The sequence below is a fragment of the Archangium violaceum genome (assembly GCF_016859125.1).
GTDB lineage: Bacteria > Myxococcota > Myxococcia > Myxococcales > Myxococcaceae > Archangium > Archangium violaceum_A.
Genome location: NZ_CP069338.1, coordinates 6,585,037 through 6,601,002, shown reverse-complemented (window position 1 = coordinate 6,601,002; position 15,966 = coordinate 6,585,037). Strand labels below are relative to the sequence as shown.

Sequence of the window (15,966 nt, the reverse complement as noted above, 5' to 3'; positions counted from 1 at the left end):
GGCCGGAGCCTGATAACGCCATGGCACCTTGGGAGATAGCGTGGCGTCTTTGGGCCTACGAGTCATGTACGTCGAGGATGACCCGGACATCCGCGAGGCACTTCAAGAAGTGCTCGAGGCGGCCGGCTACCACGTCACGGTCGCGGCGACGGCGGGCGAAGGGCTCGAGACGCTTCGCCGCGAGCGGTTCCACCTCGTCATCACCGACTACAACCTCCCGGACTTCGACGGAGCCCGCATGCTGGCCCAGGCCGCCGAGAGCGGCCTGCTCAACTGCGAGTCCCTCGTCCTCACGGGGGCTTCCCACCTCGATGGCACGGCGGGCTACCGCGTCATCCGCAAGCCCATCGACGTGGATAAGTTCCTCTTCAGGATCCATGAAATCCTCGCTCCGGTGCGCGACCGAGAACTGGTTCGGACCAAGGAGAACCTGCAGCGCACCCAACAGAAGGAGGAGGGTGTCCGGGGCGTGAGGGTCGATCTCACGCTCTACATCAGCGAGGCCTCTCCCGCCTCGCTGCGCGCACTCCGCAACCTCGAGAAGCTGCTCGCGAACTATGAGCGGTCGCAGGTCCGGCTCGCCGTCGTGGACCTCTCGAAGGAGCGCCCCCCCTCGTTCGACGAGGACCGGATCGCCTTCACCCCCACGCTCGTCAAGCGCTTTCCCGCGCCACGAGCCTATTACCTGGGAACCCTGGACCAGTTTCAGGCAGTCACCGATCTGCTCAACGACGCGCAGGTCGCACGGAAGAGATGATCACGATGCAGAAGGTTCCAACAGGCGTACCCGGGCTCGACATCATCACGAACGGAGGTCTTCCCCGAGGACGAACCACCCTCCTGACGGGAAAGAGCGGAGCCGCGAAGAGCATCCTCGCCCTCCAACTCGCCAGTCACTTCGCCCGTTCGGGAATCAAGACGATGGTGTTCTCCGTCGAGGAGACCCCGGCGGATCTCACCGACACCGGAAATGGGCTCGGCTTCGGCACCTCGGAGCTCGTGGCGGAAGGCAAGCTCCGCTTCACCGACCTCACCCTCCCGCTCGACGCGAACACCATCATCACGGGTGACTACGACGTCGTCGCCCTGGTGCACCGCATCGAGGCCGCGGTCAGCGAGTTCGGTGCGCAGGCCATCGTCCTGGACTCGGCCACCGCCCTGTTCAGCCCCAGGCCTCCCGAGGATCGGCTCCGGCACCAGTTCTTCGAGCTGATCCGCACCTTCCGGCGGCTCGGGCTGATGGCGCTCGTGACGGCGGAAGCACCGGACGACTACGGCCCCCGGACGACGCTCGGTGTCGAGGACTTCCTGTGTGACGTGGTGCTCGTCCTGCGCAACCTGGTGGACGACGAGCGGCGGCGAAGGACGCTCGAGGTCCACAAGTACCGGCGCAGCGCCCACCAGAAGGGGGAGTACCCCTGCACCATCACCAGCAAGGGGGTGATGGTGTTCCCGTTCGGCCTGCAAGGCATCAACGACGTCCCCCCGGCGGAGAACCGCTTCTCGAGCGGCTTCGAGGGGCTGGACACGATGATGAACGGGGGCTGGCTCCGGGACTCCATCACGCTGGTGCGCGGCCCCTCCGGCAGCGGAAAGACGACGCTGGCCGGCATGTACGCGAGGGCCGGTGCGTCCCGCGGCGAGCGCGTGGCCTACTACGGCTTCGAGGAGACCCGGAACATCCTCCTGCGCAACTTCGCGAGCCTCGGGCTCCCCCTGGACGAGTTCGTGAAGAAGGGGAACCTGCGCGTGGAGTGCAGCTACCCCGAGGCCACCAGCCCCGAGGATCTCCTGGTGGAGCTGCGCAGGAGCCTCGATGAATACAAGCCGTCCCTCATCGTGCTCGACAGCATCTCCTCCATCGCGCACTCGACGTCCGCGCGGGGCTTCCGGCAGTTCATGGTCGGCTTCGCGGCCCTCGTCCGGGAACACAGCCGCAGCGCGCTCCTCTCCCAGACGCTCACGGTCCACGAAGACGACACGGCGGCACCGTTCCTCTCCACCATCCCCGACGCCATCATCTCACTCGATTACGAGCGGCATCAGAGAAAGCTCACCCGCACCATCAGCGTGGTGAAGATGCGAGGCTCGGCGCACGCGGAGGACTCCTACACGATGCACATCCGCCCCGGCGGATTGACCGTGGAGGCGCCCCGTAACTCCAGGGCAGAGGAAGAGAACCGGGCTTGCTGACACCTTCCCCGGAGGCTACGCCGCCCGCTACCCGGTCGCTCACGCCGGATCTCCATGCCTACTTCTTCCGGGCCTCGCGGGGCCCGGCGAAGTGCTCGGCGCCGTAGCGCGTCCTGCTCAGAAATAGCCGCCCAGGGTGGTGTCGATGCTGATCGACACCCCGCTGCCGTCCCCGGCGACGAAGCTCACCCGGGGACCCGCGCCGATGAAGAAGTGGGGCACCAGGTGGAGGAGAACGGGGGCGAAGGCATCGGCCACGAACGCGGTGCCCGACGCGCTTCCGATGCTCGAGTGCTGGATGCCCACGCTCAAGCGAGGCCACAGCGACACCTGCTCGCCGAGGGCGTGGTTGTAACCCATGCGCACGCTCAGCCCCAGGCTGGTGAGGTCAGGGCCCTCGTTGAAGCTCCTCGACAAGAGCACCGCGGCGCCGATCGAGAGGTTCTGTTGCAGGAAGTAGTCGACCGACGGGTTCAGGTTGATGAAGAACGCGTCGGAACCGGCCGTGGAGTACCCGATGCTCGCCGAGGCGTCGGAGCTGATGGCGATCTGCCCCGCCGCTCCGAATCCACTCCCCGCCGCGGGGGTCGTCTCCGCCCGCTGAGCCACCGCCACCGACGGAACCATGAGCCCAACCATCACGGTCCAGCCCGTCCAACCCAGTGCTCGATGCATGATGAAATTCCTCCGTGTCGCGCCCCGGCCAGACTCCTGGAGCGCCGGGCGGTTTATAGAGGAAGCGTCCGGAGAAGTCCGCCCTATACGACTCCTCCAACACCCTGCTCCGGGCTCACCGCGACATCCGGCTCGGCGCTCCGCACGAACGGAATCACTCCAGCGACGAAGCTCAGCCGAGGGGCCTGTCCGAGCGTCTTCAGCCGATCGTGGGCGATGACGATCAGGAGCGCGTAGAACCCGCAGGACACGAAGACGTGCCACCACGCGTGGAACTGGGGATTGGGGATTCCATACGCGGGAAGCGTTTCATTGAGCGTGGAGCAGAGGTGGATGTCGCTCAGCCACAGCACGATCGCGAGCCCATATGAGCCGACGCCGAGCTGGAAGACGCGTCTCGCCATCACGTCCTGGCCGCGGCGATGGATGAGGTAGACGCGTGCGAGGGCGAAGAACTCGAGCAGCGCGAAGCTCGCCTGGAAGAGGAAGAACTGGAGGCGCCCCCGCGTGAAGGCCGAGAGATAGGTCGAGAGCACCGCGTAGCCGAGCAGGGCGAGTGGGAATCCGATCCCGAACCGTCGCTCGGGACGGTTCTCCACCAGGATGTAGACCATCAGGAGGGCCAGGTAGAGCATCGGGAGCTCATCCAGCATCTGATGCTGGAAGAGGAGGGTCGCGTGGAACGCGATGCTCCCCAGCCCGACCACCGACACCATCGCGAACGCGAGCAGGAACCGGCGCTCCAGGACGCGGCGATGGAGGGCGATACCGAGCACGCCCGCGAACACCATGGCCAGGCTGGAGGCCGAATTGAACAGCTCGCAGATGTAGTGGGAGTGCTGGTAGTTCGTCTCGCACCAGTCCACCGTGGCGGTGTTCGCGCCCCAGAATCCCATCTTGAGTGACGACATAGGGACGCGGACGCTACCGACCCGTGGGGGGAGGCCGTCCAGGCGCGAGAAGGCGCACTGTCATCCCGAAGAACGTTCAGATGTCCGTATCGGGAGGTGTCTCGCCCGTCACCTTGCTGATGATGTCGATGCGCTCGGCCACTCCGGTTCCATCGCGCCGGAGCTCGTAGACCAACCGGACCTTGCGTCCGGGCTTGACCGCGCCCAGCTCGACCTCGGAGCCGTTCTCGAGAACGCTCGTCTGGGGCGGCACCCAGACCCGCACCTTCTTCTCCCAGGGCGCCATGGGATCGAACATCCACGCATTCCCCTCCTTGCCGATCCGGGTGAAGACGCCGATCTCCACCATCGGTTCGCCCACGAACACGCCCGCCGCCTGCCTCCGGTTCACCCCACAGGCCAGCCCCAGGGTCGCGGTCAGCACCGTGACGACCAGTACTCGTTTCCTCATGGTTCTTCCTCCTGCCGGATACGCGCGTCCGAATGAGCCTTGAAGAAGAAGCTGGCGTGGCCCAGGGAAGACGGCCACCGTCACGGCTGAACGCGGGACGGGAATGCCTCCTGGCGAACAAGCCCCTCCTGGCCTGATGGCTCGGGGACATCGAACCTGCTCAGAGGTCGGCGAAACACGGGAGCGAGGTCCCGCTTCGGCTCCGGCTCACTCCCCCCGGGACGCCTTGTCCTCGCGCCACCAGTGGCTCATCCGTTCGTGGATCTCCGCCTCGTGGCCCTCCTTGCTCGGCCGGTAGAAGACGGAGCGCTCCAGCGGCTCGGGGAGGTACGTCTGCCCGGGCGCGTAATGGTCCTTGTAGTTCCACGGCGGCTGATAGCCCTGCTTGTACCCCAGCTCCTTCATGAGCTCGGTGGGGGCGTTGCGCAGGTGGAGCGGTGGGGCCGCGTTGGGGTGGGCCTCCACGGCCGCCAGCGCGGCATCCATCGCCAGGTAGGCGCGGTTGCTCTTCTTCGCCGTGGCCAGCGTGAGGGTCGCATGGGCGACGAAGATCCGCCCCTCCGGCATACCGATGGAGTGGAAGCTCTCCTCGCACGAGCGCACGATGGTGATGGCCTCGGGCATCGCCATCCCCACGTCCTCCACGGCAATCACCTTGAGCCGGCGCCACAGCGCCGCGTAGTCCCCCGTCTGGAGCAGCCGCGCCGCCCAGAAGATGGCCCCCTGGGCGTTGGAGCCCCTGCACGACTTCTGGAGGGCGCTCAGGAGATCGAAGTGCGTGTCCCCGTCCTTGTCGTGCCGCGACAGCCGCGTGCCCGTCGCCTGGACGGCGGTCTCCCGGGAGATCTCCGCGCCATCGGCGGTGAGCTGGGCCGCGAGCTCCAGCGCGCCCAACGCCTTGCGCACGTCACCCCCGCTGCCCTCCGCCAGCACGGTGAGGGCCTCGTCACTGGCCGTCAACCGCCGGGCCCCGAGCCCCCGCTTCTCGTCGGAGAGCGCACGCAGGAGCGCGGCCCGGATGTCCGCGGGAGTGAGCTCGCGCAGCTGGAAGACGCGGCACCGGCTGACGAGCGCGGGCCTCACCTCGAAGCTGATGTTCTCGGTCGTCGCCCCGAGGAGGATGAGCAGGCCGCTCTCCACGTGCGGCAGGGCCTGCTCCTGGACGTTCTTCGCCCAGCGGTGGATCTCATCCACGAAGACGACGGTCCGCCGGTGGTACTGGTTGCGCAGGCGCTCGGCCTCGGCCACCACCTCGCGGATGCGGGGGATGCCGTCGGAGACCGCCGAGAGGATGACGAACTCCGCGTCGACGCTCGCCGCCAGCATGCGCGCGAGCGTGGTCTTCCCCACGCCCGGAGGCCCCCAGAACAGGGAGGAGACGATCGCCTTGCGCTCGATGAGCTGGCGCAGGGGAGCGCCAGGGCCGAGCAGGTGGGACTGCCCGATGAACTCCTCGGGCGAGCGCGGGCGCATCCGCTCGGCCAGGGGCGCGAAGCGGTTCACATCGACGGAGACGGAGAACAGGTCGGGTCCTGCGGTCATCGGGGCGTGTGTCGGGTAGAGCCGGAGGGACCCTAACAAACGCCCGGTCCTCCGGCGATGGTCGCGGATCCGTTCTACTCCTTCGCTCCCGGATGGCCCAGAATGCGCGGGATGGGCCTTCGGCCTCCATGAAGGACTGAGCACGCTGCATGCGGACCTCCACTGACTCGCCCGCCGACGCGGTCCTCCACGCCACCCGGCGCTACCTGCGCGCGTACCCCTCGGCTTCGCTGTGCGTGGGCATCACGCACCACGGAGAGCACCACGTGCAGGCCCTCCGCCGCGAGGGGCCGCTCCCCGCCACGAGCTCCCTGTACGAGCTGGGCTTCCTCACCCAGGTCTTCACCGGCACCCTCCTCGCGCTGTTGGTGGACCGGGGCGAGGCGAGGCTCGACATGCCGCTGAAGGACCTGCTCCCCCTGCCGCTCCTCCCGGACAAGCTCGCCGGCCGCATCACGCTCGAGCAACTGGCGACGCACACCTCGGGCATGCCGTACGACCCGCCGAACCTGCGAACCCCGCAACAGAACCCGGCCGACCCCTACGGCCACTACAGCGCGGAGCTGTTCGGGGCCTTCCTGCGCAACTACCACCCCCAGCACCCGCCGCCGCGAAAGTACGTCGAGTCCGTCATCGGCATGGGCGTGCTCGGCCACGTCCTCTCCCGCCGCCTGCGGCTCAACTACGGACATGCCGTGCGGGACTTCCTCTGCACGCCCCTGCAGCTCGGCGACACCACCTTCCGTCCCTCCGAGGAACAGGAGCGGCGCCTGCTTCCCGGCCATTCCGCGCGAGGCAACACGGTGCCGGGCTGGAGCTTCCCGGCACTGCCCGGAGCGGGGGCGCTCCGAGCGACGGTGCCCGACCTGCTGCGCTTCCTCGACGCGAACCTCGGTCATCACGATGCAGGGCTCGGACGGGCCATGCGGCTCGCGCACCTCCCGCGCGTGGAGACCCGAGGCGCACGCGTGGGGCTCGGGTGGAAGGTCTCCGACGTCGGTGGAAGGCCCCTGGTGTGGCGCTCCGCGGTGACGGGCGGCTACGCGGGCTTCATCGGCTTCTCGGCGGAGGCGGACACGGGTGTCGTCCTCCTGTCGGACCACGCATGGTCCTTCCTCGCATCGCTCCGCCAGCGCGTGCCCGTCGAGGAACCCGGGCTCACGCTCCTCACCCACTACCTTCGTCAGCTCTCCCCTCCTTCGAATCCATGACCTCCTCCTTCCAGCCCCTTCGCGAGTCCTTCACGAGCCCCTCCCTCGAGCCACGCCTGCGCTGGTTCCAAGAGCCGAAGCGATGGTCCGTACAGCCGGGACGAGCGGGGCTCGAGCTCACGCCCGATGCATCGACGGACTTCTGGCAGCGCACGCACTATGGCTTCCTGGTGGACAACGGGCACTTCCTCCACACGCAGGTGGAGGGGGACTTCGTGCTCGTCACGCGCGTCCGCTTCCAGCCCGTGCACCAGTACGATCAAGCGGGGCTGATGGTGCGCTTCTCTCCGGACTGCTGGCTGAAGACCTCGGTGGAGTTCGAACCGCATGGCCCCAACCGTCTGGGCTCCGTGGTGACGAACCAGGGTTACTCGGACTGGGCCACCCAGGACCTGCCCCAGGAGGTGGACGAAGTGTCCTTCCGCATCCGCCGGGAGGGGGCGGACTACCTCGTCGAGACGTCCCTGGATGGCACCCGCTGGTCGCAGATCCGCATGGCGCACCTGCACGAGGACGGGCCCCGGGTGATGGCCGCCGCGGGGCTGTATGCGTGCAGCCCCAAGGGGACCGGCTACGTCGCGCGGTTCCACTTCCTGAACCTGGAGCCCGGCCGACTCGGGTGAGTGGTTCGCGGGAAGAGACGCACCCCGCCCCATGTGCGTGTCAATGAATCGCAGGGTGTACTTCCGCACGGAGCCGGGCATGTGCCCAGGTATGTGGCCTGTTCGGGAGGATCGGGGTCCTGTATACAGACTCGTGCCTTCGGCACGCGCACCATGCAGGACTCCCTTTCCGGCCGCGCCACGCAAGGCAGCTTCTTCGAGGGGCTGTTCATCCGCTCGCTCCAGGCGAGTGGGGCCTTCGCGGACGCACTACGGGAGTGTGGCTTCGACCCGCGCAAGCCCAAGGCCATCTACCCCATCGAGGTCTGGAACGCGGCGCTCGAGGTCGCCTGGCGCTACTGCTACCCCGGGAAGGATCGCGAGTCCGCCTACCGCGAGATGGGCCGCAAGCTCGGTGAGGGATTCCTGCAGACGTGGATGGGCAAGGTGGTGGACATGGGCCTGCCCATGCTCGGCCCGGATCGCCTCTTCGCGCGCATCCCCAGCCTCCTGGCGCTCGACACCTACCGTTACGACGTGAAGGTGCTGCCAATCGGCTGGCACCACTACCGCGTCTCCTTCCGCAACGATCCGGACGCCAAGCCCGATCTCATGGCCGGGCTCCTGGAGGCGGGGCTGCGCAGGACGGGCGTCAACCCCACCGCCACGGTGACGATGCGGCGCGAGCGGGACTTCGACCTCGAAGTGACCTGGTGACGCGGTCCAGCCATGGCGTGCCTGGACGGCCGACAGGCACTCCTGGAGCCCTGGCGGGTGCCCGGGCAGGGGCCCGAGCTAGTGTGCGCCCAGCTGAGACTCGTGCGAGACGGAGGGGAGCGCACCCGGCTGGGTCAGCTCGTCCATTCCCCGAAGCAGCTCGTCGCCCAATCGCTCGAGGTGCTCGGCGGAGAGAAGCCGTCGCACCTGGGGAAAGAGCATGGACCGCTCCTCGGCCACGTGCGCTTCGACTGAGGTGCGGAGGCGGATCAGGGCGGGCTCGAATTGCATGTCGCTGACATCGAGGTGAAGCATCTGTGAGATCAGCGCCTTGGCCTCGGCATGGTCGTCATAGGAGTGCTGAACCAGATCACGGGTCTCCGCCAACTTCACCTCCGGGTAGAAGAACCGCTCTTCCAGCTGGGTATGAAGGGTGAGCAGCCAGGCGAGACGGCGGAACAGGACGGTCCGCTCGTCCCCGCTCACCACCGCCACCTGCTGGAACAGTCGCTCCGCTTCTTCGTGCTGCTGCGTCAAGAGTTCGATCGGGTCCATGCGGGGACGCTCCGCATTGGCGCGTCCATGGACAAGCCGCACATCCCTGAATGCCGGGCAGCCGGGCACCCTCGAAGCGAGGCACGGCGCGTGACGCGTTACCGGCCCGCCCAGCGCCTCGTCGTCATGGCGAGCGGCTGACCCGTCTCGAGCAGCGACTTCAGACTCGACAGGATCGCCGGCCAGCCCTGCGAGATGCTCTCGAGCATCTTGCCATCCTCGGCGAGCTCGTCGTGCATCACCGTCAAGCGCACCGCGTTCATGAACGGCTCGATGAGGAACGTGACCTTCGACGGCGGCCCGCCCGCGGGACTCCCCCAGGAGACGACCAGCTTCTTCGGAGGCTCGGCCTCCAGGACCTTCCCCTCGAGATGCACCTCGCCGGTTTCATAGTCCTGATGCGTCCAGCTGGAGCCGACCTTCCAGTCCGAGACGTTCTTGTGCATGCCCCAATACTGCTTCGTCATCTCGGGCTCCTGCAGGGCGGCCCAGACCTTCTCCGGCGTCGTCTGGATGTACGTGACGTAGACGAACTGCGGCTTACGGGTCGTCATCTCCTTCGAGTCCTTTCTTGAGCTCGTGCAGCGCGCGCAATCGCTGACGCTCGAACTTCCCGATCCACCGCTCGTGGATTTCATGCAGCGGCACGGGATTCAGGTAGTGCAGCTTCTCTCGGCCTCGCCACACGATGACGACGAGGTTGGCTTCCTCGAGCACGGTCAGGTGCTTCGTGACCGCCTGGCGAGACATGTCCAGGTGCTCGCAGAGCTCGCCGAGCGTCCGTCCATTCTCCAGGTGCAAGAGGTCCAGGAGTTGGCGACGGCTCTTGTCGGCGAGCGCCTTGAACACGAGATCCATGCTCATCCACCCGGAGAAATATGCAACCTTGGGGTTGCATGTCAAGACGCTGGCCGGTGAGCCGCCCGCGGGGAGAAGAGGTCCGTCTACTCAGCGGACCGAGGCTTCCAGGAGCGCAGAGGAGACCCACATACCGGTGGGCCATGGAGGCGCGGAAGGCGGCGGAACTCGATGAGCGGCAATTGAAACAGATGGGCAACGCGGGCGCATACGCCGCCCTGTCCGGATCACCTTGGGCCTGGGTTATTGTCGGCCCCCCGCATGGCCTCCGACAATACGCACACCACTCCTCCTGCGGTCCCTCCAGCCAGAGATGGAGGCCGCTCTCCTCTGCCCCGGGGAACCGTCATCGCGGGCCGCTTCCGCATCAAGGGCCTGGCGGGCCGTGGCGGTATGGGGTTCGTCTTCCGCGCCAAGGACCTGCACACCGGGCGGACCGTGGCCCTCAAGCAACTGCATGCCATCACCTCGCCAGAGGCGGCCTACCGCTTCAACCGCGAGGCCGTGCTGCTCGCCGAGCTGCGCCACCCCGCCATCGTCTCCTACGTGGCCCATGGTGTCTCCGAGGAAGGTCAGCCCTTCCTCGCCATGGAGTGGCTCGAGGGCGAGGACCTCGCCCGCCGCCTGCTGCGCCAGCCTCTGACCTGGTCCGAGACCCTCGCCCTGCTGCGCCGCGCCGCCGAGGGCCTCGCCACCGCGCACCGCCAGGGCATCGTCCACCGAGACATCAAACCCTCCAACCTCTTCCTGCGCGGCGGCCGCCCCGAGGACGTGGTGCTCCTGGATTTCGGCCTGGCCCGCCATATCGAGCCTGGCCTGCTGGGGGTGACGCGCTCCAACACGGTGGTCGGTACTCCGGGCTACATGGCGCCCGAACAGGCCTCCAGCCAGACGGAGATTCCTCCCAGCGCCGACATCTTCTCCCTGGGCTGCGTGCTGTACGAGTGCCTCGCCGGCCAGGCCCCCTTCAAGGCTCCTCACTTCGCCGCTTCGCTGGCCAAGATCCTCTACACCGAGCCAGAGCCGCTGCGTACCTTGCGCGCCAATCTGCCCTCCGACCTGCAGGCGCTGGTGGACCGGATGCTGGTGAAGGATCCCGAGCGGCGGCTGCCAGATGCCACCCACCTGCTCAATTCCCTCTCGGAGCTCGGGTCGGTTCTGGACCCGCGGGTGTCACCCACCGAGGAGATGACCCTCCCCTCCCGTTCCGCTGAGCCCGAGCAGCAGCTCGTCAGCGTGCTGTTGGTGTCCCGTCCTCCCGGGGCCGGGAGCGAGCAGGGAATGGACATGGAGCAAGAGCACGTGTTCCGCGAGTCGTTGCATACGACGCTCGCCCCCTATGGGGCCCGGGTGAAGTCGCTGGCGGATGGCTCGTGGGTGGTCACTCTGATGCCAGAGCGCGGGACCGCGACCGATCAGGCGGCATTGGCGGCCCGCTGTGCCCTCGCCATCAAGGAGCAGGTGGCCGGAGCCACGGTGGTGTTGGCCACCGGGCTCGGGATCCTCGACGGGCGCCTACCGGTGGGCGAGGCCATGGACAGGGCTGGCCGGCTGTTGCGCCAGGTCGAACAAATGCCCACCCGCTCCGTCGTGATGATGGACGAGGTCACCGCCGGACTCCTCGGGGCCGGCTTCCAATTCTCCCGCTCCAGCTCGGGGAGCTTCCTGCTGCAAGGAGAGCAACTCAGCGCCGACGCGGCCCGCCCCCTGTTGGGCAAGCCCACGCCGTGTGTGGGCCGCGAGCAGGAACTGGCCCTGCTCGAGTTCTCCCTCTCCTCCTGCATCGAGGAACAGACAGCCCAGGCCCTGCTGGTGATAGCGCCCCCGGGCATGGGCAAGTCACGTCTGCGCCACGAGTTCCTGCGCCGCATCGAGCGCCGGGAGCAATCGGTGCTCGTCCTCCTGGGACGCGGGGACCCGATGAGCGCGGGTGCCTCGTCCAGCCTGCTGGGCCAGGCGCTGCGGCGGCTCTGTGACATCGTCGAGAGCGAGGAATTGGAGGAGCGCCGCGCCCGGCTGTCCCGGCGCCTGGCCCCACACCTGCCCACGGACTCGACCCGGGAGACCCTCGAGTTCCTGGGGGAGCTGTGTGCCATCCCCTTCCCGGACGAGGACAGCTCCCGCCTGCGTACGGCACGCGGTGACCCGCGGTTGATGAGGGCCCAGATGAGCCGGGCCCTGGCGACCTTCCTGAAAGCGGAATGCGCCCACCATCCGGTGCTGCTGGTCCTGGAGGATCTGCACTGGTGCGATGCGCTCACCGTCAAGCTGGTGGATGATCTGCTGCGCGCACTGGCCGCTCAACCCTTCATGGTGTTGGCGCTCGCGCGACCGGAAGTGAAGACGCTCTACCCCAGCCTGTGGTCACGGTGCCTGCAGGAGCTGTCGCTGAAGGGATTGAGCCGGAAGGCCAGCGCCCAGCTGGTGCGCGATGTCCTCGGGTCCCAGGTCCCCGACGCCGTCATCCAGCGAGCCGTGGAGCAGTCCGATGGCAACGCGCTCTTCCTCGAGGAGCTCATCCGCATGCTGGCCGAGGGGCGCGGGGAAGCCGTGCCGGAGACGGTGCTGGCGGTGCTCCAGGCCCGTCTGATGCGGATGAAGCCGGGGGCCCGCCAGACACTGATGGCCGCCAGCATCTTCGGCCGCACCTTCTGGTCTGGCGGGGTGAAGGATGTGTTGCTCCGCCAGGGCTCGGGCGAGCCCGTGGACGAGCACCTGCTGCAACTCATGGAGCAGGAGGTCATCGAACCGCAGCCCGACAGCCACTTTCCCTCCGAGACGGAGTACCGCTTCCGCCACGCCCTGGTGCGGGATGCCGCCTACGGCCTCGTTCCCGACAGCCACCGGCTCATGGGCCACCGGTGGGCGGGCGCCTGGCTGGAGGGAATGGACGAGCCCGACCCGCTGGTGCTCGCCACGCACTACCATCGAGGCGAGCATCCCATACGAGCCGTCCATTTCTACATCCAGGCCGCCGAGCGGCTCCTCGAGCGGCATGATCTGCCGGGAGCACTGCGGCAATGCGTGGAGGCGGCGCTGGCCTGCGACATGACGGACCCGCAGCGCATCCGGCTGCGCGCGCTCCAGTCCGTGGTGGCCTTCTGGCTGTATGACTTCTCGAAGATCCTGGAGTTCGGCAGCACGGTGCTGGACGAGCTGGGGGTGGGAAGCCGGCTGTGGTGCTGGCTGGTGGGCGGGCTGATGATCGCCGACGTCTACTCTGGCGCGCAGCAGGGACAGTCGGCCCGGCTGACCCGACTCGTGCTGAGCACCACCCCGGAACCCGAAGCGGGCCTGGCCTACGCCTGGGCCATCGTCAGTATCGGCCTCTCGGCGGTCCTGTCCGGCGCACGCGAGGAAGCTCGGGCCGTGCTCGAACCGATGTGGTCCGTGAGCACCGGCGGCATGGCGCGAGGCTGGGCGAACTACGTCCAGGGCTTCTACCATCACCGCTTCGAAGCCAGACCCTGGCAGGCCTTCCTGCATGCCGAGCAGGGCATCCAGGACTTCCGCGAGCTCGACATGGAGCGGGACGTCCTCATCTTGACGACGCTTTCGGGGATGACCCTGGCCGCGCTGGGGGATGTGCCCGGCACCGCGGAACGGATGCGTTGGGTGTTGCGGGTGGGCCAGCAAGCGGGAGAGCACCTCGTGGTGAGCGCTGCCCAGCACTTCATGTATCAGGCGCTGGCCAACAGTCCCGACCCGGAGCACCGGCGAGAGGCCCATGACCGGGCACTCAAGTGGTTGGGCCAGCCAAACGCCTACGCCTTCGGGGCGGGGATGGGGCACGCCATCGTGGCGAAGGTGATGGCGGCCAGTGGAGCACCGCGCGAGGCCGAGCCGCATGCGCGCAGGGCCTGTGAGCTCCTGGCCACGTACCAGACCGAGTGGCTCTACGCCCACACCATCCTGAGTGCCGTGCTGCTCGCCCAGGGACGCCACGAGGAGGCCCGGCGGGAGGCGGAGCTCGGCGTGCGGCGGTTGGAGCAGATGGGCAACGCGGGCGTGCACGCGGTGTCCACGCGCCTGGTGCTGGCGGAGACCTGCTTCGCGCAGGCGGACACCGGTGCGGGGGAAGCCGCCCTGCGCAAGACCCTCGAGTGCGTTCAGGACCGGGCCAGCGACATCCCCGACCCCGCCCTGCGCGAGCGCTTCCTGAGCCAGGTGCCCGAGAACGCGCGCACCCTCGAGCTGGCCTACCAGCGCTGGGGCGCGCTCCCGGAATAGGAGGATGTGACTCGAAAGAGAAGGTGCCACCGGCTGACTTCCGAGGTAGAACGGAGGCAGGAGGCAGCCCATGGCGGACACGTCACACATGAAGGGCGGAAGAGTGGGGCCCTTCCAGATCGACAGGCGGTACAGGAACAATGACCAGGACGATCTCGGAACGGACCTCGGGAAGATCTACGAAGCCCACAACGTCCAGACGGGGGCTCCTGCCCTGGTGGTCGTAGCCGACCCGGTCGTGGGCTGGGAGCCCGAGGAGCCCTGGCAGGTGCGAGCCTACACACACTCGACGCCCGCCTACGTCGCCGTGGAGGTGGAGTACGCCCCGGCCTCGGGCCGGCTGACGAATATGGCCGAGATGCTCAACCTGCTCACCTGCGCCGTCGAGCGCCTGGAGCACAGAGAGGAAGCCCGTGCCCACCTGACGCGTGGCCCCATGGGACGACTGAAGCGATGGGCAGGACGATGGCGCCGGCTCCTGCGCGCCAGCCAGCGGGGGCTCGCCGTCGCGGCCTTCGCCGTGCTCGGCCTGGGTCTGGCGTTCTGGCTGGGCCCACGGGGAGACCCTCGTGGTCCCCAGGACGAGCGGCACGCGGCCCAGGGGATGGATGGGGACACGGCCCCGCGGAATGCGACCACCCTGGTCCAGACGAACGGCCCGAGCCCCTCGGACATCACCTATCCGCTTCCCGCGAAGCCCTTCGGCAATCAGGCCAAGGCCCCCTGCAAACCCAAGAAGGGCGAGGTGGAAATCAATGGCGGGTGCTGGGTGGAGCTGGCGAAACGCCCGCCCTGCTTCGACGACCAGGCCGAGTACCAGGGCAAGTGCTACCTGCCGGTCGCCGAGCGCAGCCCGCCCGAGCCAACCTCCATCCAACCGTGAGCCTCCGCGGTCGGCGTGCAGGGATTGTCGGAGTCCACCGAGCGCAACGACCCGTCCGTCGAGGCGGCCTTCCAAGCGGCCCCGGCGGAAATGGTGGCGGAGATCATCGACGGACAGCTGCACCTCAGCCCTCACGCAGCACGACCCCGCACCAACGTGGCATCCCGACTGGGCATGCGCATCGGAAGCCCCTTCATGCTCGGCAAGGGTGGACCAGGTGGATGGGTCATCCTCTACGAGCCGGAGATTCACTTCGGCCCCCGACCGGACAAGCTCGTACCAGACCTCGCCGGCTGGAGGCGTGAGCGCCTGCCGGACGCCCTTGGAGGGGACGAGGCGCCAGCACACTACGACCTTGCCCCGGACTGGGTGTGCGAAGTGCTCTCCGAGCGCACGCGGCACATGGACAAGGGCCCAAAGCTGCGCATCTACGCGCGGGAGGGGGTCCGGCATCTGTGGCATGTGGATCCGCTGGCTCGCACGCTCGATGTGTTCCGACTCGAGGGGAACCATTGGATCCTGGTCGAATCCTTCGCCGGAGATCAGCGGATCCGCGCCGAACCATTCGAGGCCATCGAACTCGAGCTGGCGCTGCTCTGGGCCAGATGAGTCCTGCATCCAATACGTCACCGCTTGGAGCGAGGACTCCGACTCGGACGCCTCTTTGGCTTCTGGATGACGATGTCGTACTGGGTCTCGCGAGTGGGGGAGCGGACAAACCCGGTCCCCTCCGTTGCCAGGAATTCATCCAGGAGACGGATGATTGCTTCGAGCGTGCGATCCAAGTCGCACGCGTTGGCTTCGTGGACTTGCTGGCCCCACCAGGTGGAAAGCTGCCGCCACTTTGGGTGCCGCGTGTAGATCCATTCCCTGAATTGCTCGTGCTGGCTTTTCTGCCCTGTATCACCAAGGGCACTCTCATAGCCGTAGATGAACATATGAAGATGATCGAGCGTGAAGTCCGGAGCGAACATCCTTGGGCGCAAACAAATGTGCCGCATGTGCTCGAACAAGCTTCCCGCGTGGAGTTGCACAGGGCTCATGGTAGCTCGCTCACCACCTGCATCGAGATCTGCCCGGGAGATAGAAGGCGCTTCGTATATTCGGTCACAGTCAACCCCGTGGGTCCAGTCATGGA

The 15,966-nt window shown here is 67.5% G+C and carries 16 protein-coding genes; 8 read left to right on the top strand and 8 right to left on the bottom strand.

Annotation, left to right across the window (positions count from 1 at the left end; all coding sequences use genetic code 11):
* Nucleotides 1-64: 64 nt before the first annotated feature.
* Together JQX13_RS28280 and kaiC are read left to right on the top strand one after the other, a co-directional pair.
* Entirely contained in the window at nt 65-757 is a 693-nt protein-coding gene (locus JQX13_RS28280) for a response regulator (RefSeq protein ID WP_203402593.1), read from the top strand.
* A 5-nt stretch (nt 758-762) separates the two neighbouring features.
* A complete protein-coding gene (gene kaiC, locus JQX13_RS28275) occupies nt 763-2,193 on the top strand; it encodes a circadian clock protein KaiC (protein WP_203402592.1) in 1,431 nt (476 codons plus the stop codon).
* 117 nt (nt 2,194-2,310) lie between these two features.
* On the opposite strand, the gene JQX13_RS28270 is transcribed toward kaiC, so the two are convergent.
* The 4 genes from JQX13_RS28270 to JQX13_RS28255 form a co-directional block, all read right to left on the bottom strand.
* Nucleotides 2,311-2,868, bottom strand: a complete 558-nt coding sequence (locus JQX13_RS28270; protein WP_203402591.1) for a hypothetical protein — start codon at nt 2,866-2,868, stop codon at nt 2,311-2,313.
* Nucleotides 2,869-2,951: 83 nt separating this feature from the next.
* On the bottom strand, nt 2,952-3,779 hold the full coding sequence (locus JQX13_RS28265) for a ceramidase (protein WP_203402590.1): 828 nt from the start codon (nt 3,777-3,779) through the stop codon (nt 2,952-2,954).
* Nucleotides 3,780-3,855: 76 nt separating this feature from the next.
* Complete coding sequence (locus JQX13_RS28260) at nt 3,856-4,230, bottom strand: hypothetical protein (RefSeq protein ID WP_203402589.1); 375 nt, start codon at nt 4,228-4,230, stop codon at nt 3,856-3,858.
* A gap of 207 nt (nt 4,231-4,437) precedes the next feature.
* Nucleotides 4,438-5,772: a replication-associated recombination protein A gene (locus tag JQX13_RS28255; protein WP_203402588.1), complete on the bottom strand. Its 1,335-nt coding sequence runs from the start codon at nt 5,770-5,772 to the stop codon at nt 4,438-4,440.
* 149 nt (nt 5,773-5,921) lie between these two features.
* Here JQX13_RS28255 and JQX13_RS28250 point away from each other — a divergent pair, with 149 nt between their 5' ends.
* The 3 genes from JQX13_RS28250 to JQX13_RS28240 all read left to right on the top strand — a co-directional run bounded on the left by JQX13_RS28250 (nt 5,922) and on the right by JQX13_RS28240 (nt 8,302).
* Nucleotides 5,922-6,983, top strand: a complete 1,062-nt coding sequence (locus JQX13_RS28250) for a serine hydrolase domain-containing protein (RefSeq protein WP_203402587.1) — start codon at nt 5,922-5,924, stop codon at nt 6,981-6,983.
* Nucleotides 6,980-7,606, top strand: a complete 627-nt coding sequence (locus JQX13_RS28245) for a DUF1349 domain-containing protein (RefSeq protein WP_203402586.1) — start codon at nt 6,980-6,982, stop codon at nt 7,604-7,606. The genes JQX13_RS28250 and JQX13_RS28245 overlap by 4 nt, the downstream gene beginning before the upstream one ends.
* Nucleotides 7,607-7,759: 153 nt before the next feature.
* On the top strand, nt 7,760-8,302 hold the full coding sequence (locus JQX13_RS28240; RefSeq protein ID WP_203402585.1) for a DUF2378 family protein: 543 nt from the start codon (nt 7,760-7,762) through the stop codon (nt 8,300-8,302).
* A gap of 78 nt (nt 8,303-8,380) precedes the next feature.
* Here the strand turns inward: JQX13_RS28240 and JQX13_RS28235 are convergent, their stop codons facing one another.
* The 3 genes from JQX13_RS28235 to JQX13_RS28225 all read right to left on the bottom strand — a co-directional run bounded on the left by JQX13_RS28235 (nt 8,381) and on the right by JQX13_RS28225 (nt 9,715).
* On the bottom strand, nt 8,381-8,857 hold the full coding sequence (locus tag JQX13_RS28235; RefSeq protein WP_203402584.1) for a hemerythrin domain-containing protein: 477 nt from the start codon (nt 8,855-8,857) through the stop codon (nt 8,381-8,383).
* A 98-nt stretch (nt 8,858-8,955) separates the two neighbouring features.
* Nucleotides 8,956-9,411 (bottom strand): SRPBCC family protein, encoded by a 456-nt coding sequence (locus tag JQX13_RS28230; protein ID WP_203402583.1) that lies wholly within the window; start codon nt 9,409-9,411, stop codon nt 8,956-8,958.
* A complete protein-coding gene (locus tag JQX13_RS28225) occupies nt 9,398-9,715 on the bottom strand; it encodes an ArsR/SmtB family transcription factor (protein ID WP_239013905.1) in 318 nt (105 codons plus the stop codon). The genes JQX13_RS28230 and JQX13_RS28225 overlap by 14 nt, the downstream gene beginning before the upstream one ends.
* A gap of 261 nt (nt 9,716-9,976) precedes the next feature.
* On the opposite strand from JQX13_RS28225, the gene JQX13_RS28220 reads away from it, so the two are divergent.
* The 3 genes from JQX13_RS28220 (at nt 9,977) to JQX13_RS28210 (ending at nt 15,437) form a co-directional block, all read left to right on the top strand.
* Nucleotides 9,977-13,945 (top strand): serine/threonine-protein kinase PknK, encoded by a 3,969-nt coding sequence (locus JQX13_RS28220; RefSeq protein ID WP_203402581.1) that lies wholly within the window; start codon nt 9,977-9,979, stop codon nt 13,943-13,945.
* Nucleotides 13,946-14,015: 70 nt separating this feature from the next.
* Nucleotides 14,016-14,828, top strand: a complete 813-nt coding sequence (locus tag JQX13_RS28215) for a hypothetical protein (protein WP_203402580.1) — start codon at nt 14,016-14,018, stop codon at nt 14,826-14,828.
* A gap of 24 nt (nt 14,829-14,852) precedes the next feature.
* The gene (locus tag JQX13_RS28210; RefSeq protein WP_430384219.1) at nt 14,853-15,437 is read left to right on the top strand and encodes a Uma2 family endonuclease; all 585 of its coding nucleotides are present in this window, start codon (nt 14,853-14,855) and stop codon (nt 15,435-15,437) included.
* 17 nt (nt 15,438-15,454) lie between these two features.
* Here the strand turns inward: JQX13_RS28210 and JQX13_RS28205 are convergent, their stop codons facing one another.
* On the bottom strand, nt 15,455-15,871 hold the full coding sequence (locus JQX13_RS28205; protein WP_203402579.1) for a hypothetical protein: 417 nt from the start codon (nt 15,869-15,871) through the stop codon (nt 15,455-15,457).
* Between the last annotated feature and the right edge of the window lie 95 nt (nt 15,872-15,966).